Genomic DNA, 19225 nt, shown 5'->3' on the forward strand with positions numbered 1-19225 from the left:
GTTCATCACGGTTGACCGTGTCAGCGGGCGTGCACCAGACGGCCGTTGATGCCCTTCTTGGCGCGGACACTGCCCACAACGCGGCACACCACGTAGATCAGGAACGACAGCGTGGTGACATAGGGGCTGATGGGGATCCGCCCACCCAGGGCCAGCAGGATTCCGCCCACCGTGGCCGTGACGGCAAAAACAACGCTGAGGGCCACCACGGCCACCGGAGCGGAGGTCACGCGGAGCGCCGCGGCTGCCGGAGTGATCAGCAATGCGAGTACCAGGAGCGCCCCCACCACCTGGATGGACAGCGCTACGCTGACTCCCAACAAGACCATAAAGATCAGCGCGAGCGTCCGCACGGGCACCCCGCGGGCTTCGGCCAGTTCGGGATCAACGCTGGCAAAGTTCAGCGGGCGCCAGATGGCCACCAGGGCTGCGATGACCAGCACGGCGGCGCCGGCGAGGACCTGGAGCTGGACGGTGTCCACGGAGACGATCTGCCCCGTAAGCAGCCCGAATTTGTTTGCGGCACGGCCTTGGTAGAGCGACAGGAACAGGATGCCGAGCCCAAGCCCGAAGGGCATGATCACCCCAATGATGGAGTTTTTGTCCCGAGCCCGGACCCCCATCAGGCCCAGGAGCAGCGCCGCCGCCACCGAGCCGATCAGCGAGCCGAACACGATGTCCGCGCCGATCAGAAGCGCAAAGGCCGCCCCGGCGAAAGAGAGCTCGGAAATGCCGTGCACGGCGAACGCCAGGTCCCGTTTCATCACGAAGGTGCCCACCAGCCCGCCGAGCAGGCCCAGCACGGCCCCGGCCCAGAGGGAGTTCTGGACCAGCACCAGCAACTCGCCGTAGTTCTCGAAGCTGAAGATCGCTCCGATGATGCTGTCCGCATCCATCAGGCCACCTCCCCCACCGTTGCGTGGACATCGGCATGGTGGTGCGTGGTTGCGTCGGGCAGGCCGACGACGACGATGCGCCCGTTCGCGTGGATGACTTCCACGTGGCTGCCGTACAGCTCGGACAGGACCTCGGTGGTCATGACCTGCTCCGGGGTTCCCACTCTGAAGCGCCCGCCGGCCAGGTACAGTACCCGGTCAACGTAATCGATAATGGGGTTGATTTCGTGGGTGACAAATACCACCGCGCTGTTCTGGGCGTGGCACTGTTTGTTGATCAGGGCGCTGACGGCCTGCTGATGGTGCAGGTCCAGGGACAGTAACGGTTCGTCGCAGAGGAGGACCTTAGGGTCCGTGGCCAGCGCCTGGGCCACCCGGAGGCGCTGCTGCTCGCCGCCGGAGAGCTGGCCTACCGGGACTTTGGCGTAGTCGCTGGCGCCCACCAGCTCGAGAAGCTCATCGATCCTGCGGTTTGCCCGGGACATGCCCAGCCGCAGTCCCCAGCGGTGGCCGTCCACGCCGAGCCCTACCAGGTCCCGGGCACGCATGGGCGTGTCCGGAGCAAAGGATTTCTGCTGCGGAATGTAGCCGATCAGGTTGCTGCCGCGCTCCACGGGACGGTCGCCCAAGGTAGCCCGGCCGGACTGCAGTTCCTGAAGGCCCAGGAGGACCTTGAGGAAACTGGTCTTTCCGCTGCCGTTGGGGCCCAGGACGGCGAAAAACTCGCCGGGCCTGATATCCAGGTCGAGACCCTCCCAGAGCAAGCGTTTGCCGAACTGCAGGGACGCCCCGCGGAGGCTGACCACCGGTTTCAACTATTTGTCTCCAAAACTCTGCTGACGTTGTCAACATTGTCCGTCATCCATTGCAGGTACGTCTTGCCCTCAGGCAGTGTTTCGCTGAAGTCAATGACGGGAACGCCCGCTGATTCGGCTGCCTTTTTCAGCGCCTGCGTCTGGGGACCCTCTGTCTGTCCGTTGTAGGCCAGGAACCTGATGTCCTTGGACCCGGCCAGGTCCGTGGCTGCCTTCAGCACCGCGGGCGGAACGTCGGAGCCTTCCTCGATCGCGGCGGTGTAGTCGGCCGGAGTCTTGTTCTCCAGCCCGGCTGCCTCAAGCAGGTACAGCGGGACAGGCTCGGTCAGGGCCACACCTGCGCCTGTTCCGTTGGCCTTCAGAGTGGCGAGCTTGCCGGCCAGACCGTCCACCCGGGCTTTGAAGGTTGCGGCGTTGGAAGTGAAGAGAGCGGCTGAGCCCGGTTCGAGTTCACCCAGTTTGGCCGCCACTGCATCAGCGAGCTTGTCCATGGCAGCCAGGCTGTACCAAACGTGCTCGTTGAACTCACCCTGATCATGGCCGTCAGCCGGCTCGCTCGCCGCCGGCGAATCAGCGTGGTCTTCCTTCGGCGCCAGGCCAGCCACCTCGACAGCGGTAACTATATTGCTGTGCGGGATGTTGCTGTCGTCGGCCATTTTGTGGAGGAAGGCGTCGTAGCCGCCGCCGTTCTCGATCACCAGTTCCGCCTTAGAGACCAGCAGCCGGTCCTGTGCGGTGGCCTCGTAGGAGTGCGGGTCTTGGCTGGTCTTGGTGATGATGGCCGTGACATTGACTTTGTCCCCGCCGATGACCGCCGCAATGTCCCCGTACACGTTGGTGGACGCCACCACGTTAACGACGCCGGCGGATGAGTCGGTGCCGGACGTCGCCGACGGCGCACCGCCGGAGCCGCAGGCAGTGAGCAGCAGGCTCATGCCGGCGAGGGCGGCCAGGGACGTTCGGATGGCGGCGGGATGGCGCACGGAAACCTCAGTTCAGTAAAGGGATGGACTTTTTGCGTCTCCAAAAAGCTTACCCCTAAATGTGAATGATTCCTATTTAGGATAGCCGCGCCGGGCCCTTCCGGACGGGGCGCGTTCAGCCTCCGTTCGGCTCGCCCAGTCGCCTGATGCCGGTGGCCTGCGTGGCGTCCCGGATCTCTCCCACCAACTGCTCGATCACGTCTTCCAGGAAGAGGACGCCGTGGGTCTGCCCGTCCGCACCTATCACGCGGGCCAGGTGTGAGCCCGTGCGCTGCATGACGGACATGGCCGTTTCAACTTCGTCGTCCAGCGCGAGGTTGGCAAGGGAACGGATCCTGCTCTCGGCGATGGGGTGCTGGTAATCCGACTCGGGAATGGACAGCACGTCCTTCACATGGAGGTAGCCGGACAACATGCCGTCGTCGTCCAGCATCGGGAACCGTGAGAACCCGGTCCGGCTGACGGCTTTTTCAAATTCCACCGGGGTGGTGGCCGCCTTCAGCATGACCAGATCGTCCAGTGGAACCATGATGTGCGAAGCCGTGTATTCGGAGAATTCCAGGGCGCCGGTGATCAGGCCCGCGTCATCGTCCACCAGCCCGTGACGGGTTGATTCCTGCACGATCGACTGGACTTCCTCGAGCGTGAAGGACGAGTTCACCTCATCCTTGGGCTCAATCCGCAGGAGCTTGAGGATGTGGTTGGCGGACCAGTTCAGCGCGACGATGGCCGGGTTGACCAGCTTCGCAACAAACATCAGCGGCGGGGCCAGCAGCAAGGCAGCCTTGTCCGCCACCGATACCGAGATGTTCTTAGGCACCATCTCGCCGAACGTCACGTGGAGAAAGGTCACCACCATCAAGGCGATGCCGAACGCTGCGACGTCGGCAACTTCCACCGGCAGCCCAACGGCTTCCAGCGGAGCCGCCATCAGGTGGTGGATGGCCGGTTCGGCCACCTGCAGGATCAGCAGCGAGCACACGGTGATGCCCAACTGCGCGCAGGCCAGCATCAAGGAGACGTTTTCCATGGCGCGCAACGTGGTCTGCGCCCGCTTGGAACCGGCTTCGGCGAGAGGTTCGATCTGGCTGCGCCTGGCCGACATCACGGCGAACTCGGCGCCGACAAAAAACGCGTTCCCCAGCAGGAGGACAACCAGCCAGGCAATTCCGGCCCAGTCACTCATCGTTCCCTCCTGTCGTCCGGAGCAGGCTCCGCTTCGGGTGCGGCCGGATGGAAGGAGATCCGCTCAATCCTTCGGCCGTCCATCCTGGTCACGCTCAGCGTGCCGCCGCCGACGTCGACGGTGTCCCCCACTGCGGCGATCCGGCCCAGCTCACTCATGACGTACCCGCCCACGGTTTCGTAGGCGGCTTCGTCCGGAACGGTCAGCCCCGGAATCTGTTCGGAAAGCTCGTCAGGGCGCAGCAGCCCGGGGAAGTACCAGTCGCCGGAGGCGCTCTGCAGCAGTCCCGGGCGTACCTTGTCGTGCTCGTCGGACACTTCACCGACGATTTCCTCCACCAGGTCCTCAAGGGTGGTGATGCCGGCGGTTCCGCCGTATTCATCCAGGACAATCGCGAGTTGGAGGTTTCCCTCCCGCAGCTCGGCCAGGAGCGCATCGAGGTGGATGGTCTCCGGCACGCGGAGGACATCGGTCATGATGGCTCCGGCCTCCAGGTTGGCCCGCCGGTCCCACGGCACGGCAACGGCCTTCTTGACGTGGACCAGGCCCTTGATGTCGTCGGAGGACTCCCCGATGACGGGGAAGCGGGAGTACCCGGTGCGCCGGGCAGCGTCCAGGATGTCCGAAACAGGCTGGTCGGCATCGATGGTCTCCATCCGGATCCGGGGCGTCATAACGTCAGCAGCCGTCCGGGCTGAGAAGTTCAGGGTCCGCGCCACAAAGTTGGCCGTCCCGGCATCGAGCGTTCCCATGGCGGCGGAGCGCCGCACCAGGGAGGCGAGCTCGGCCGGGGTCCGGGCACCGGAAATCTCTTCCTTGGCCTCCAGGCCAAAGACATTCAGTACCTTGTTGGAAAAACCATTGAGCACCACGATGGCGGGCTTAAAGATGGCCGTAAAGACCAACTGGGGCCGCGCCAATGCTTTGCCAACCTGGAAGGACAGCGCAATGGCCATGTTCTTGGGCACCAGTTCGCCAAGCAGCATGGACAGCAGCGTGGCCAGCACCATGGCGATGACCAGGGAAACGGATGCCGCAGCCACTTCGGGAATTCCGACGGCGGCCAGCGGGCCCTCGAGGAGGCGGCCCACCGACGGTTCCATCACGTAGCCGGTCAGAAGTGTGGTGAGGGTAATGCCGAGCTGACAGCTGGAAAGCTGGGTTGAGAGGGATTTCAGGCACTTGAGCAGCGGGACGGCACCCGTGTCACCGTTGTCGATGGCACGTTGGACCGTGGCCTGGTCAAGGGCAATCAGGGAAAATTCGACGGCGACGAAAAAGCCGGTGCCGGCGATCAGCAGGAGGCCTGCCGCGAGGAGCAACCACTCCATTCAGCATCCCGCCCGAAGGTCGGGAGCAATGGTGTGAGGCCGGGGGAAACGGACCGGCGGAGGATGATCGGCCGAAGCCGATGCTGTTTCCATAGGGGCTCCGCCGGGGTGGGCTGACGGAGAATGATGGGCGCGTGTTCGGGGTTTGCCGGCTCTGCGGGTGGACTGCGCGGTGCTGCAATTCATGCTCCGCTGACAGCCCCCAGGCCGGCACCTAGATTTACTGTCCATAAGAATTTCAGTCTACAGGAGCAGATTGCGCCTTTCGGCTGGCCTCTGATGATCGCGGCGCGCCCGCACCGGGAAGGGTTCCGGACGCCACAATCCGTGATCTCCGCGTCATTGCCATGATTTGGGTCACCGTTATTGGCGGTTAACACAGAATGCTCATTAGACTGGCAACGGTCCGGGTTCAGGACGCAGAGACTGGTTCGAATGTTGTGCTGCGGCACCGTGGCGGCCAGAGAGAAATCAAACTCATGGAAGAGGCGTATTTCAAGTGCCAGAGCAGCCTAGCCACCGTCTACCAGAGGAATTTGGCGGAAACGAGTGGCTCGTTGACGAACTGTACGAGCAGTATCAGAAAGACAAGAACACGGTGGATACCAAATGGTGGCCCCTTTTCGAGTCCTTCGATTCAGGCAGCGGTTCTTCTTCCAACGGAAGCACGGCGGTAGCCGTGGCCCACCCAGCAACCCGCGAAATGCCGGCTGTACCGCCGGCACCTCCAGCTTCTGCAACAGCTGCACCGGCAACGTCGCCGGCTGCACAGCCTGCGGCGCCGGCCACCGCCCCCGCGGCGGCAAAGAAAGCTCCAGCTACGGTCGCCCGCGATGGCGCGAAGAAGACCGAGCCCGGAAACGGGGCCCAGCCGATTCCCGCCCAGCTTCCCAAAAACGTCAAGGCACCCACGGCCCCGGAAGAGGACGTGGTATCCGTTCTTCGCGGCCCGGCCAAGGCCATTGCCACCAACATGGTCACCAGCCTTGAGGTGCCCACGGCCACGAGCGTCCGGGCTATTCCGGCCAAGCTGCTGATCGACAACCGCGTGGTCATCAACTCCAACCTCGCCCGTGCACGCGGCGGCAAGGTTTCCTTCACGCACCTCATCGGCTACGCCGTGATCCGGGCACTGGCCCAGTTCCCTTCGATGAACGTCTACTACGACGAAATCGACGGTAAGCCCAGCGCTGTCCAGCCGGCCCACGTCAACTTCGGCATCGCCATTGACATGCCCAAGCCGGATGGCAGCCGCCTTCTCATGGTGCCTAACATCAAGAAGGCAGAGACCCTCAACTTCTCCGAGTTCTGGCACACCTATGAAGACCTCATCAAGCGTGCCCGCGCAGGTAAGCTGACCGCTGATGACCACTCCGGCACCACTGTGTCCCTGACCAACCCCGGCGGCATCGGCACCGTTCACTCCGTGCCGCGTCTGTCCAAGGGACAGGCTGCCATTATCGGCGTCGGTGCCCTGGACTACCCAGCCGAATTCCAGGGTTCCAGCGAAAAGATCATTGCGCAGAACGCCATCAGCAAGGTCCTCACGCTGACGTCCACGTATGACCACCGCGTCATCCAGGGAGCCGGCAGCGGCGAGTTCCTGAAGCTCGTGCACCAGCTGCTGCTCGGTGCCCAGAACTTCTACGACGACATCTTCGAATCCCTCCGGATCCCGTACGAGCCCGTGCGCTGGAGCCCGGACCTGCAGGTAGACCCGGCCGACGAGATCAACAAGGTTGCCCGGATCCAGCAGCTTATCCACTCCTACCGTGTGCGCGGCCACCTGATGGCAGACACCGATCCACTGGAGTACGTCCAGCGCAAGCACCCGGACCTTGACGTCCTCACCTATGGGCTGACCCTGTGGGATCTGGACCGCGAGTGGCCCACCGGCGGGTTCGGCGGCAAGCCGATGCTCAAGTTCCGCGACATCCTCGGTGTCCTCCGTGACGCCTACTGCCGCACCACCGGCATCGAGTACATGCACATCCAGGAGCCTGAAGAGCGCAAGTGGTTCCAGGACCAGCTGGAGCACGCGTACTCGAAGCCGAGCCGCGAAGAGCAGCTGCGCATCGTGTCCCGGCTCAACGCGGCTGAAGCATTTGAAACCTTCCTGCAGACCAAGTTCGTCGGCCAGAAGCGCTTCTCCCTGGAAGGCGGCGAATCCCTGATTCCGCTGCTGGACGCCATCATTTCCGATGCCGCTGACGACGGACTGGACGAGGTTGCGATCGGTATGGCCCACCGCGGCCGCCTGAACGTCCTCACCAACATCGCCGGCAAGACCTACGCCCAGGTGTTCCGCGAATTCGAAGGCACGCAGGATCCCCGCTCCGTGCAGGGCTCCGGCGACGTGAAGTACCACCTGGGTACGGAAGGCACGTTCACCTCGGAAAACGGCAACGAGACCAAGGTCTACCTCGCCGCTAACCCGTCCCACCTCGAGGCGGTCGACTCCGTGCTCGAAGGCATCGTCCGCGCCAAGCAGGACCGCCTGGACCAGGGCGAGGCCTTCCCGGTGCTGCCCCTGATGGTCCACGGTGACGCTGCATTTGCCGGCCAGGGCGTGGTTGCCGAAACGCTGAACCTGTCCCAGCTCCGCGGCTACCGGACCGGCGGCACCATCCACGTCGTGGTCAACAACCAGGTGGGCTTCACCACTGCCCCGTCATCGTCGCGTTCGTCCACGTACTCCACGGACGTCGCCAAGATGATCCAGGCACCGGTGTTTCACGTGAACGGCGACGATCCCGAGGCTGTGGTGCGCATCGCGCAGCTCGCCTACGAGTTCCGCCAGCGCTTCCACAAGGACGTTGTGATCGACATGGTGTGCTATCGCCGCCGTGGCCACAACGAGGGTGACGACCCCTCGATGACCCAGCCCATGATGTACAACCTGATCGAAGCCAAGCGCTCCGTCCGCAAGCTGTACACCGAGGCCCTCATCGGCCGTGGCGACATCACCGAGGAAGAAGCCGAGCAGTTGCTCCGCGACTACCAGGAACGGCTGGAACGGGTCTTCGCTGAGACGCACGCGGCCCAGACCTCGCCCATCCCGATCATCACTGCGGACTCCGCCGCCGTCTCCGACATTGAGCGTCCCATCGCCCAGCAGGCTGACTTCGGCACCAACGCCCCGGCCTCCACTGCCATCTCGCCGGAGACCCTGGCGCACATCGGCAAGGCCCATGTCCAGATCCCCGAGGGCTTCACCGTCCATGCCAAGCTCAAGCAGCTCCTCGAAAAGCGCGAGCAGATGTCCCGCGAAGGCGGCATCGACTGGGGCTTTGGCGAGATCGCGGCCTTCGGTTCGCTCATCATGGAAGGCGTTCCCGTCCGGCTTGCCGGCCAGGACTCACGCCGCGGCACGTTTGTGCAGCGCCACGCCGTGTTCCACGACCGCGCCAACGGCGGTGAGTGGCTGCCCCTGGGCCACCTCTCCGATGACCAGGCCAAGCTGTGGATCTACGACTCCCTGCTGTCCGAATACGCGGCCATGGGCTTCGAATACGGCTACTCGGTGGAACGCCCGGATGCCCTGGTGCTGTGGGAAGCGCAGTTCGGTGACTTCGTCAACGGCGCGCAGACCATCATCGATGAGTTCATCTCCTCGGCCGAGCAGAAGTGGGGCCAGCGCTCCTCCCTGGTCCTGATGCTGCCGCACGGCTACGAAGGCCAGGGCCCGGACCACTCCTCCGCGCGCATCGAACGCTTCCTGCTGATGTGCGCCGAAGAGAACATGATCGTCGCCAACCCCACCACGGCGGCATCACACTTCCACCTGCTGCGCCGCCAGGCCTACAGCAGGCCGCGCAAGCCGCTGATCATCTTCACTCCGAAGCAGCTGCTGCGCCTCAAGGCTGCCGCGTCGTCCGTCGAGGACTTCACCACGGGGGCCTTCCGCACCGTCATCGGCGACCACGAGCAGTTGGCGGCAGACGCCGTCGAACGCGTACTGCTGGTCTCCGGCCGCCTGTACTACGATCTCCTGTCCACCCGGCAGAAGACCGATGACAAGACCACCGCGATTGTCCGCGTGGAGCAGCTCTACCCGCTGCCGCACGAAGAAATCGCAGCGGAACTGGCCAAGTACCCGAACGCCGAGGTTGTCTGGGCACAGGACGAGCCCGCAAACCAGGGGCCGTGGCCGTTTATGGGACTGAACCTCCCGGAGGCGCTGGACCGGCGCGTCCGCCTGGTGTCGCGTCCCGCGTCGGCCTCCACTGCGGCGGGCTCCATGAAGCGGCACGCTGCCGAGCAGGATACGCTCCTCAAGCAGGCATTTGCACGGAAGTAGTACCAGTGGCTGCCCGGCCGGACGTCGAAATACCAGACTCCGGCCGGGCAGTTCTGTTTAATGAAGATGGATCATAGCCACGCCGGTTGGCCACAACCGGCACGGACGTTAAGAGGGACTTGTGGAAGACAGGAAGCTGCGGATCGCAGCTGTTGGAGATGAACTGCTTGCCGGGCTGGGCGATCCCAGGGCCCTCGGCTGGCTGGGCCGCGTGTTGGCCCGCACTCCGCAGGACGGCATGGTCATGGAAGCGTACGCCCTCCCCTGTCCCCAGGAAGGAACCGAAGGGCTGGCTGCCCGCTGGCAGGAGGAGGCCGGGCGGCGGTTCGGCGACCAGCACGAAAACCGCCTGGTGATCGGCCTCTCGGGCCGGGACATCGAGTTCGGCCTTTCCACCGCCCGCAGCCGCCTGAACCTGGCCAATATCCTGGATACGGCCACGCAGAACCGGATCGAGGTGTTTGTCGTTGGCCCGCCGCCCACGCTGGACCCGGTACAGAACCGGCGGCTCGCCGATCTCAACACCGCTTTCGCTGACGTCACCACCAGGCGCAAGCACCTCTATGTGGACACGTTCTCCCCGTTGCTGAACCACGAGCAGTGGCGCCAGGACCTTGCAGCCAACACCGGCACGCCAGGGCAGGCGGGCTATGGCCTGATGGCCTGGCTGGTCCTCCACCGCGGCTGGTTCCAATGGCTGGGCATGGACGCCCCCGAGTAGGCTTCAAGCCCCTTCAGTCGCGATATATCTTGACCGACTCCCCCAGACCGTTGTATCTTGGGGTAATCAGTCACGATATATCGCGTTTTTGGAGGATCCATGACAGAGGACAGCTGGACCGTCACAGGTCCGCAAAGCATCGATGTTGGCCACGTCAGGTCGCTGAAGCTGGGCATGGTCCGCGGCAGGTTCGACGTCGTGACCCACTCAGAGGCCGTTGTTCGCGTGGAGATCAACGAGGTCCAGGGCGATCCTGTGTCGGTGACGCTGACGGACGGCAGGCTTGAGGTCCGCCATCAGCTGCACGGCCCCCAGGGCTGGTTCAAGAACCTGATGGGCACGGTCAACCACAACAGCAACAACTCCGCGGTTATCAGTATTGCCCTGCCGGCCGGCGTGGAGGTGGAGGCCGGGACAGTCAGCGGCGATGGCCTCGTCTCCGGAATCAGCGGGCACACCCGGCTCAATACCGTCTCGGGTTCAGTGATGGCAGACGGAACGTCCGGGGAACTTCACGTCAACACCGTCAGCGGCGAGGTCATCGCGCGAAACCACGACGGCGTCCTGACCGCCAAGAGCGTCTCCGGCGAGGTCACCGCCTCCGGCCGGTTCAGCAACATCCGGGCTCACACGGTCAGCGGCGACATGAGTTTTGACTTGCTCGGATTCACCCACGATTTCGGTGCCAATTCAGTCTCCGGCGACCTCACCATCAGGCTGCCCCACGACGTCGGGGTGGATATCGTGGCGAAGTCTGCCAGCGGCGTTGTGGTGATTGATGACCAGCAGTACTCCCAGCCCGGCGGCAAGGTGGAAACCATTGCCGGACCGGACGGCAAGCTGATGCTGGTCCGGACGAACTCGGTGTCCGGCAAAACGTCCATCTTCCATGGCCAGCCGGCCCGCAACGACGACGCAAGAAGCCCGGAAGCGGGGCACTGATGCCCCCGGTGTTCGCCCATGGGGCGCTCCGGTTGTACCTGCTCGCGCTGCTGGAGTCGGGGCCCAAACACGGTTATGAACTGATCAAGGCCCTCAGCGAGCGGTTCGGCGGTACGTACTCCCCCAGCGCGGGAACCATCTATCCGCGGCTGGGGAAGCTGGAGGAAGAGGGGCTCGTTGACACCGAGTCTGTTGGCCGCCGCACCAACTACCGCATCACCGCGGCTGGCATTGCCGAACTCAACAAGCGCCGGGAGGAACTCGCGGGCGTCGAGAACGACATTTCCGCTTCCGTCCGCCGCCTGGCGGACAACCTGCGGTCGGATATCCGCGCCAACATGCGCGGGTTGCGGGCTGACCTGGCGGCTACAGCGGAGGCGGCCCGTTCCACGGCGCGGGCCGCGGATTTCAGGAGAGTCGGCCGCCTGTCGTCCGAAGGCTTCCGGGAGCTGAAGGAAGCGGAGATGCTGCTGCAGGCGTTCCGGGACGACCTGCGGGTGGAGCTGCGGCTGCAGGCCACCCGGCAACCGCTGAGCGCGCTCACACTGGAAACCGTCAGGACCGTGCTGGACCAGGCGCGCATCTCCATCCGCAACTCACTGCCTGGCTGAGCCGCATGCTGAGCCGACCGGCTGAGCAAGCCGCCGGACGCCGCCGCTCAGTATTGGCCCCGGTCACAGCCCGTTTCGGTTTCGCGGCGTGTCCCATGGTGTGGGAGACTTGAGGGCAGCTCTTTTGAGTACCAACATTTAAGGAGGCCAGCTATGAGCAAGCGTGCACGTAAACGTCGTGACCGTAAGCGTGGCGGCGCGAACCACGGGAAGCGCCCCAACGCCTAAGCTAAAGCTTGGAAAACGGTTTAAGCGAAGGACCCCGGAAGCCACTCGGCTTCCGGGGTCCTTCGTCTTTGCGCTGTTCTTTTTGCGCCTGCAGTACTGCAGGCGGGTGGCGCTTGTGTCAGGCGTCCACCGGGCGGATGGAGTGGATCCGGTCCAGGATGGCGTTCTTCAGGTTTTCCGGAGCGGCCTCGGTGCACGAGCGCTTCACCATGGTGCGGATCACGCACTCCAGGTCGTACTGCTCGGTGCACTCAGGGCACTCATCAAGGTGGGTCTTGATTTCCGTGATGTCCTCGCGGGTCAATGCCCCGTCGAGGTATTCGTAGATGCGTTGCATCCGGGCGTCATCGCAGTCGCCTAGTCCTTGGCAGTCGCTCATTTCCTGTTCTCCTGTTTTGTGCTCGCGGCCGTGTCCTGTGATTCGACGGCGCCTTTGAATCCTCGTTCGGCGGCATAGTCCGCCAGCATGTCCCGCAACATTTTCCGGCCGCGGTGGAGCCGGGACATCACTGTCCCGATGGGCGTGTTCATGATGTCTGAGATTTCCTTGTACGCGAAGCCTTCGACGTCGGCGAAGTACACCGCCAGCCGGAATTCCTCGGGAATCGCCTGGAGCGCCCGCTTGACGTCCGAGTCCGGCAGGTGGTCCAGCGCCTCAGCTTCGGCTGAGCGCAGGCCCCGGGAGGTGTGCGACTCAGCCCTGGCAAGCTGCCAGTCCTCGATGGTGTCCGAGTTCGACTGCAGGGGTTCGCGCTGCCGCTTGCGGTAGAGGTTGATGTACGTGTTGGTCAGGATCCGGTACAGCCAGGCCTTGAGGTTGGTACCGGGCTTGTACTGGTGGAACGCTGAGAACGCCTTGGTGTAGGCCTCCTGGACCAGGTCTTCAGCATCCGCGGGGTTCCTGGCCATCCGCATGGCGGCCGAGTAGAGCTGATCCACGTACTGCATGGCATCACGCTCAAAACGGACCCGGCGTTCTTCCGCTGATTCGGTGGCCACATCCACGGGTTGCTCAGTGGGCGCGGGCTCGGCGGACACAGGCTCGGCGGACACGGCCTCAGCGGCCGCAGGGACGCCCGCTTCAGGCTGCGCGTCGCTTCCTGCCGGCGTTTCACTGCTGGCATTGGCTTCGCTGCTTGTTTTGGCTTCGCGTTCGGATGCCTCATACATGGCCTCGAGGGCCGGATCCAGGGTGCTCATTGCGTTCAAGTCTACTGTGACGGCCCTGGCACGTGATGTTCCGTACTCCGGAGGATCGGATTCCAGAGTCTGCAGCGCCACCGGCCCGGTGGGTTCCGTCCCGTCCTTCAGTAACCTCAAGGGCAACTCCACTCTGTCTCAGGCCAGGGTGTTCCAGGCAAATATCTGCCCGGCAATCCATGGTGTGTCAATTCGTCCGGTGTTCGGCGGACCCGCAATTCATAACCGCCGACGGCAGGCAAATATTCCTCAAAAGTGCAAGACTAGAACGGACTCCGCCGCATTCGGTGCGGTTCGTCCAGCCAGGAGGAAATCCATGTCCTTTGTCCGTACTCTCGCCCGCCCCATGCTGGCTTCCAGTTTCGTCGTCGCCGGACTGGACAAGCTGAAGAACGCCGATGACACCGCCACCCAGCTCTCGCCGTTCCTGCAGAAGGCGGCCGCGTCGCTGCCGTTCCAGGCCGACGAGAAGATGCTGGCACGCGTGATCGGCGGAACGCAGGTGGGTGCCGGCGTACTGTTCGGCCTGGGCAAGTTCAGCCGGCTCTCGGCATCACTGCTGACCGTCATCTCCCTCCTTAATACCTTTGTGGAGTGGCGCAGCGCGGACATCAGCACCAAGGAAGGCCGCCAGGCCCGCCGGAACCAGCTGCTCAAGAACGTTTCCCTCAGCGGCGGCGCCCTGCTCGCCTCAGTGGACACCGCCGGCAAGCCGGGCCTGGCCTGGCGTGCCGAGCACCTCGCCGCAGACGCCCGGAAGTCAGCTGCAGGTGCGCGGAAGACCACCGGCCAAAAGTTCCACAAGGCGGACAAGGCCGTGCGCCGCGCCGTGGATCACGCAACGGGGGCGTAAGGACGGATGACCGGTTCCACCCCGCCCGCAACCACGGACCCGCGCATCAGCACCGACACCGTTCCGCACTGGCCGGCTCCCTTCGCCGGCAGGCCCATCAACGCCACCGTGACGGTGCCTGGTTCCAAGTCCCTGACCAACAGGTTCCTGGTCCTGGCTGCGCTGGCTGACGGGCCGTCCCGTCTCCGCGCACCCCTGCATTCCCGGGACTCCGCCCTGATGATCGAGGCCCTCCGCCAGCTCGGTGCCACCATCACTGAGGTGCCCGGCGACGGAGCATTCGGGCCGGACCTTGAGGTCACGCCGCTGAGCCAGGAGGCGCCGTCGTCGACGACGCACATTGATTGCGGCCTCGCCGGAACAGTGATGCGTTTTGTTCCGCCGCTGGCGGCTCTGCGCAACGGCGTGAGCGTGTTCGACGGCGATCCCCACGCCCGGAAGCGCCCCATGGGCACCATCATCGAGGCCCTGAGAGCCCTCGGAGTGGCCCTGACCGCGGACGACGGCGGGACCCCCTCGTCACTGCCGTTCACCGTTGAAGGCACCGGGCAAGTCCGGGGCGGCCACCTAGTGATCGACGCCAGCGCCTCATCCCAGTTTGTCTCCGCCCTCCTGCTGGTCGGCGCCAGGTTTACCGACGGACTCCACCTGGAGCACGTGGGCAAACCCGTGCCCAGCCTGGACCACATCAACATGACGGTTGCCGTACTTCGCGGCGTCGGCGTGACCGTGGACGATTCCCTGCCGAATCACTGGGTGGTGGCCCCGGGCCCTATCCATGCTTTTGATCAGCGCATCGAGCAGGATCTCTCCAACGCCGGCCCGTTCCTGGCCGCAGCATTGGCCTCCGGCGGCACCGTCCGCATCCCGGACTGGCCCGCCGGCACCACCCAGGTGGGGGACCTCTGGCGCAGCATCCTGGCGGACATGGGCGCGGACGTCAGCCTGGCTGACGGCGTCCTCACCGTCACCGGCGGGCCAGAGATCAAGGGCGCGGATTTTGACGAAACCAGCGAGCTCGCCCCCACCGTGGCGGCCCTCTGCGCCCTGGCCGCCGGACCTTCACGGCTGACCGGCATCGCGCACCTGCGCGGCCACGAGACGGACCGGCTGGCCGCGCTCGTCACCGAAATCAACCGCCTCGGCGGCGACGCGGAAGAGACCAGCGACGGCCTCGTGATCCGCCCGGCCAAGCTGCACGCCGGCGTCGTCCACAGTTACGCGGACCATAGGATGGCCACTGCCGGCGCCATCCTCGGCCTCGCAGTTCCGGGCATCGAGGTCCAGGACATCGCCACCACGGCCAAGACCATGCCGGAATTCCCGCAGATGTGGGCGGACATGCTCGCCCAGGGCGCGTCCGCCGGCGACGCCACGGAAGGTTCCGCTGGTGGCACGCAGCACTGATTCCTGGGACGAGTCCGACGTCCGGATCCGGCCCAGCAAAAAGGGCTCGCGGCCGCGCACGAAGGACCGCCCCAGCCACGACGACGCCGTCACGGGCCGCATCATTACCGTGGACCGCGGCCGGTACACCGCCGTCGTCGGTGAGGACTCGGGCGACGAACGGATCATCATCGCCGCGAGGGCCCGCGAACTGCGCCGCTCCCCCGTGGTGGCCGGCGACTTCGTCTCCCTTGTAGGCGATGTGTCCGGGGAGCCCGACACCCTGGCCCGGCTGGTCCGGATCCAGGACCGCAGGACCTTGCTGCGCCGCAGCGCCGATGACACTGATCCGATCGAGCGTGCGGTGGTGGCCAATGCCGATCAGCTGGTGGTGGTGGTGGCCGCCGCGAACCCGGAGCCACGCACCGGCTTCATTGACCGCGCCCTGGTGGCCGCGTACGACGCCGGCATCGAGCCGCTGCTGCTCGTAACCAAGGCGGATGTCAAGGATCCCGCGGAACTGTTGGCCAACTATGAGCACCTCGACTTCCCGGTGATCATCAGCCGTACGTCGGACTCCGAGGCCTCAGGTATCGATGCCCGCTCCGATGACGGCCTCTCTGCCCGCCTGGACGGAGACGCGGTCTCGCAACTCCGCGCGTACCTCGAGGGCAAGGTCTCGGTGATGCTGGGCCATTCCGGCGTGGGCAAATCCACCATGGTCAATGCGCTCACCGGGGCCGAACGGGCTACCGGTGGCGTGAACGCGGTGACCGGCCGCGGCCGCCACACGTCGTCGTCGGCCCTTGCCCTGAAACTGACCGGCGCCCCCGCCGGTAGCTGGATCATCGACACCCCTGGCATCCGCTCGTTCGGCCTGGCCCACGTGGATCCGGACCGGATACTAAGGTCCTTCCCGGACCTGGAACCGGGCACGGATGCCTGCGAGCGTGGTTGCAAGCACAACACCGCGGCCGTCAACTGCGGCGTGGATGCCTGGGTGGCGGCCGGTCAAGCGGGCCCCACCGGCCCGGCCCGGCTCGCGTCCCTGCGGCGGCTGCTCGGCACTGATCCGCGCCTGGTGGGCCAGGAAACCAAGGAACTGGGCAGCATCGGCTAGGGGCCAAAAGCCGACGTCCCCAACCCCACGGCCCGGAGACGGTAGTTTGGAACCATGATCCAACCCGCTTCGAGCTACAACGATGACCTGCGCCTTGCCCATGTGCTGGCAGATTCCGTGGACGACCAGACCATGAGCCGCTTCAAGGCACTGGACCTCCGCATCGAGACCAAGCCGGACCTGACGCCGGTAACGGACGCGGACAAGTCCGCGGAGGAAGCCATCCGCGGCCAGCTGTCCCGCTCGCGTCCCCGCGACGCCGTGCTGGGCGAGGAATTCGGCAGTTCGGGCCATGGCTCCCGCCGCTGGATCATTGATCCCATCGACGGCACCAAGAACTTTGTCCGCGGCGTCCCGGTGTGGGCCACCCTGATAGCCCTCGTGGACGAAGGTGAACCCGTGGTAGGAGTGGTCAGTGCCCCCGCGCTGGGCAAGCGCTGGTGGGCCGCCAAGGGTTCCGGCGCCTACATGGGCAAGTCCCTCGCCGCGGCAACGCGGCTCCGGGTCTCGGACGTCTCCAAGCTTTCGGATGCCTCCCTGTCCTACTCCAGCCTGGGCGGCTGGAAGGAACGCGGCAACCTGGATGAATTCCTGGGACTGACCGAAGACGTGTGGCGTACACGCGCCTACGGCGATTTCTGGTCCTACTGCATGGTGGCCGAAGGTGCCGTGGACATCGCCTGCGAGCCCGAACTGAACCTCTACGACATGGCTGCCCTCGTGCCCATCGTGGTGGAAGCCGGCGGCCGCTTCACCTCTCTGGAGGGACAGGACGGGCCGTTCGGCGGAAACGCCCTGGCCACGAACTCCATCCTGCACTCAGAGGTGCTCAAGCGGCTGAACCCGGACCTGGACGATCTCCTCTAGGCACTTTCTTCGAATTATCGACGGCGGATGCCTCCTCAAGGGGGCGTCCGCCGTCGTATCTTCGACAAATGCGCGGTTCCTCAAACGCGCGTAACAAAGTCCTTAACATTGGGCTGGCTTCCTTTCTGCAGCGGCAGATGTTCTACGCTCTTAACAGGTCACGAGTGCCAGCGCTAAACCCCGGTTTGCTGGCCGGCAACCCTCCATTCGCGGTGGGGTGCCCCGGGTGACGACCAGGCCGGTCCGGAATGGACACGGCAAGCGCGGATTCCCGGTGCCGGGTGTCCTTTTAGAGTGAGGTCTCCGTGACAACTGCCACCGTCTCCCCCAACAGTGTTTCCCCCAGCAACGCCGCTGCACTGTTCAACGATGCCGCTACCATCGCCGGGCGGCCCCTTTCCGCCGTCACCGGCGCGGAAATCCAGGCACCGTTGATCCAGGGCGGTCATGTCCGCTACGCAAATCTGGACTACGGCGCATCCGCTCCTGCCCTCTCCGTGGTGTCCGCCTACCTCAACGAGATCCTGCCGTTCTACGCCAGCGTCCACCGAGGCGCGGGCTTTGCGTCCCAGATCAGCACCTCCGTGTACGAGAACGCCCGGAACGTCGTCCGCGACTTTGTGGGCGGGCGCCCGGACGACTCCGTCATCTTCACCCGGAACACCACCGACTCGCTGAACCTGCTGGCGGGTTGCCTGCCGGCGACGGACGGACGGCCGCATGGCGATGTCCTTTATTTGGACATCGAGCACCACGCCAACCTCCTGCCGTGGCAGGGCGTCCCGCACCGCAGCGTCGTCGCCGCGGACACCATCGTAGGGACCCTTGAGGTCCTGCGCGCCGAACTTGAGCAGGGCAACGTCAGTCTCCTCGCGGTCACGGGCGCCTCCAACGTCACCGGGGAGATCCTCCCGGTCAAGGCCCTGGCCGCCCTCGCCCATGAGTACGGGGCGCGGATCGTGGTGGACGCCGCGCAGTTGGCGCCGCACCGGCGCATCAATATCAGCACCGACGACGTCGACTACCTCGCCTTCTCCGGCCACAAGCTCTACGCGCCCTTCGGCTCCGGGGTCCTGGTGGGCCGCGCGGACTGGCTCGACGCCGGTACTCCCCACCTTGCCGGCGGCGGCGCCGTCCGCGAGGCCAAGCTCGACGGCGTCAGCTGGGCCACCGGCCCGGCCCGGCACGAGGGCGGCTCCCCCAACGTCCTGGGTGCGGCCACCCTGGCACGCGCCACCCAGGTCATCGCATCCTTGGACCAGGACCACTGGCACGCCCACGAAGCGGCCATCCGGTCATTCCTGGTGGACGGGCTCGGGAAGATCGACGGCGTCACCGTGCACCAGATCTTCTCGGATACGGACGCCGAAACCGGCACCATCGGTGTGGTGAACTTCTCCGTGGCAGGATACGACGCGGGCCTCGTGGCCGCCTACCTGTCGGCCGAGCACGGAGTTGGCCTCCGGGACGGCCGCTTTTGCGCGCACCCACTCCTCAAGCGCCTCGGCCTTCCCTCCGGTTCGCTGCGGGCCAGCTTCGGCGTAGGCTCCCGACTGGAGGACGCCCAACGGCTCCTCGCAGGCCTGGAACAGCTCCGCCGGACCGGACTGGGCTGGGACTACGTGGTGGACGCGGGCCGCTGGGTTCCGGCTAACGACACCCGCACCTACCCGCATTGGGCGCCCAACACGCCGGGCACGGCAGGCGCGGCTCCATGCCTTGACGACTGACTGAGCCTTTCGTCCTGTACTTCCTGACCTGACGGCCACCCACCGGGTGGAGGCCT

17 protein-coding genes and 1 riboswitch are annotated in these 19225 nt (G+C 65.2%); of the genes, 10 read left to right on the forward strand and 7 right to left on the reverse strand.

Annotated features, from left to right (window positions below; translation table 11 throughout):
- Window positions 1-20: 20 nt before the first annotated feature.
- The 5 genes from FYJ92_RS12120 to FYJ92_RS12140 all read right to left on the reverse strand — a co-directional run bounded on the left by FYJ92_RS12120 (window position 21) and on the right by FYJ92_RS12140 (window position 5211).
- Window positions 21-896, reverse strand: coding sequence for a metal ABC transporter permease (locus FYJ92_RS12120; RefSeq protein ID WP_185260951.1), 876 nt, complete (start codon window positions 894-896; stop codon window positions 21-23).
- Entirely contained in the window at window positions 896-1711 is an 816-nt protein-coding gene (locus FYJ92_RS12125) for a metal ABC transporter ATP-binding protein (protein ID WP_185260952.1), read from the reverse strand. The genes FYJ92_RS12120 and FYJ92_RS12125 overlap by 1 nt, the downstream gene beginning before the upstream one ends.
- The gene (locus tag FYJ92_RS12130; RefSeq protein ID WP_255482050.1) at window positions 1708-2694 is read right to left on the reverse strand and encodes a metal ABC transporter solute-binding protein, Zn/Mn family; all 987 of its coding nucleotides are present in this window, start codon (window positions 2692-2694) and stop codon (window positions 1708-1710) included. The genes FYJ92_RS12125 and FYJ92_RS12130 overlap by 4 nt, the downstream gene beginning before the upstream one ends.
- A 115-nt stretch (window positions 2695-2809) precedes the next feature.
- The gene (locus FYJ92_RS12135; protein ID WP_185260953.1) at window positions 2810-3880 is read right to left on the reverse strand and encodes a hemolysin family protein; all 1071 of its coding nucleotides are present in this window, start codon (window positions 3878-3880) and stop codon (window positions 2810-2812) included.
- The gene (locus FYJ92_RS12140) at window positions 3877-5211 is read right to left on the reverse strand and encodes a hemolysin family protein (protein ID WP_185260954.1); all 1335 of its coding nucleotides are present in this window, start codon (window positions 5209-5211) and stop codon (window positions 3877-3879) included. Before FYJ92_RS12140 ends, FYJ92_RS12135 begins: the two co-directional genes overlap by 4 nt.
- Before the next feature lie 499 nt (window positions 5212-5710).
- On the opposite strand from FYJ92_RS12140, the gene FYJ92_RS12145 reads away from it, so the two are divergent.
- The 5 genes from FYJ92_RS12145 (at window position 5711) to FYJ92_RS19310 (ending at window position 12013) form a co-directional block, all read left to right on the forward strand.
- Complete coding sequence (locus tag FYJ92_RS12145; protein WP_185260955.1) at window positions 5711-9511, forward strand: multifunctional oxoglutarate decarboxylase/oxoglutarate dehydrogenase thiamine pyrophosphate-binding subunit/dihydrolipoyllysine-residue succinyltransferase subunit; 3801 nt, start codon at window positions 5711-5713, stop codon at window positions 9509-9511.
- A 121-nt stretch (window positions 9512-9632) separates the two neighbouring features.
- Window positions 9633-10232 (forward strand): GDSL-type esterase/lipase family protein, encoded by a 600-nt coding sequence (locus tag FYJ92_RS12150; RefSeq protein WP_099093407.1) that lies wholly within the window; start codon window positions 9633-9635, stop codon window positions 10230-10232.
- Window positions 10233-10331: 99 nt separating this feature from the next.
- Window positions 10332-11174 (forward strand): DUF4097 family beta strand repeat-containing protein, encoded by an 843-nt coding sequence (locus tag FYJ92_RS12155; protein ID WP_185260956.1) that lies wholly within the window; start codon window positions 10332-10334, stop codon window positions 11172-11174.
- Window positions 11174-11785, forward strand: coding sequence for a PadR family transcriptional regulator (locus FYJ92_RS12160; RefSeq protein ID WP_185260957.1), 612 nt, complete (start codon window positions 11174-11176; stop codon window positions 11783-11785). The genes FYJ92_RS12155 and FYJ92_RS12160 overlap by 1 nt, the downstream gene beginning before the upstream one ends.
- A 153-nt stretch (window positions 11786-11938) precedes the next feature.
- Complete coding sequence (locus FYJ92_RS19310) at window positions 11939-12013, forward strand: 50S ribosomal protein bL37 (RefSeq protein ID WP_104061284.1); 75 nt, start codon at window positions 11939-11941, stop codon at window positions 12011-12013.
- A 118-nt stretch (window positions 12014-12131) separates the two neighbouring features.
- Here FYJ92_RS19310 and rsrA read toward each other — a convergent pair whose 3' ends face one another.
- Window positions 12132-12392 (reverse strand): mycothiol system anti-sigma-R factor, encoded by a 261-nt coding sequence (gene rsrA / locus FYJ92_RS12165; protein WP_185260958.1) that lies wholly within the window; start codon window positions 12390-12392, stop codon window positions 12132-12134.
- The gene (locus FYJ92_RS12170; RefSeq protein WP_370526266.1) at window positions 12389-13294 is read right to left on the reverse strand and encodes a sigma-70 family RNA polymerase sigma factor; all 906 of its coding nucleotides are present in this window, start codon (window positions 13292-13294) and stop codon (window positions 12389-12391) included. Before FYJ92_RS12170 ends, rsrA begins: the two co-directional genes overlap by 4 nt.
- Window positions 13295-13529: 235 nt before the next feature.
- Between FYJ92_RS12170 and FYJ92_RS12175 the strand changes: the two genes are divergently transcribed.
- The 5 genes from FYJ92_RS12175 (at window position 13530) to FYJ92_RS12195 (ending at window position 19169) form a co-directional block, all read left to right on the forward strand.
- Window positions 13530-14066 carry a DoxX family protein gene (locus FYJ92_RS12175; protein ID WP_185260959.1) on the forward strand — a complete coding sequence of 179 codons (537 nt, stop codon included), beginning with the start codon at window positions 13530-13532 and terminating at the stop codon, window positions 14064-14066.
- A 6-nt stretch (window positions 14067-14072) separates the two neighbouring features.
- Entirely contained in the window at window positions 14073-15473 is a 1401-nt protein-coding gene (gene aroA / locus FYJ92_RS12180; protein ID WP_185260960.1) for a 3-phosphoshikimate 1-carboxyvinyltransferase, read from the forward strand.
- Window positions 15457-16572, forward strand: coding sequence for a ribosome small subunit-dependent GTPase A (locus FYJ92_RS12185; RefSeq protein ID WP_185260961.1), 1116 nt, complete (start codon window positions 15457-15459; stop codon window positions 16570-16572). The genes aroA and FYJ92_RS12185 overlap by 17 nt, the downstream gene beginning before the upstream one ends.
- Window positions 16573-16626: 54 nt before the next feature.
- On the forward strand, window positions 16627-17439 hold the full coding sequence (gene hisN, locus FYJ92_RS12190) for a histidinol-phosphatase (protein ID WP_185260962.1): 813 nt from the start codon (window positions 16627-16629) through the stop codon (window positions 17437-17439).
- Between the two features lie 156 nt (window positions 17440-17595).
- A riboswitch (SAM riboswitch) is annotated at window positions 17596-17709 on the forward strand.
- Window positions 17710-17744: 35 nt separating this feature from the next.
- Complete coding sequence (locus FYJ92_RS12195; RefSeq protein WP_185260963.1) at window positions 17745-19169, forward strand: aminotransferase class V-fold PLP-dependent enzyme; 1425 nt, start codon at window positions 17745-17747, stop codon at window positions 19167-19169.
- The last annotated feature ends 56 nt before the right edge of the window (window positions 19170-19225 follow it).

The sequence above is a fragment of the Pseudarthrobacter sp. NBSH8 genome (assembly GCF_014217545.1).
Taxonomy (GTDB): domain Bacteria; phylum Actinomycetota; class Actinomycetes; order Actinomycetales; family Micrococcaceae; genus Arthrobacter.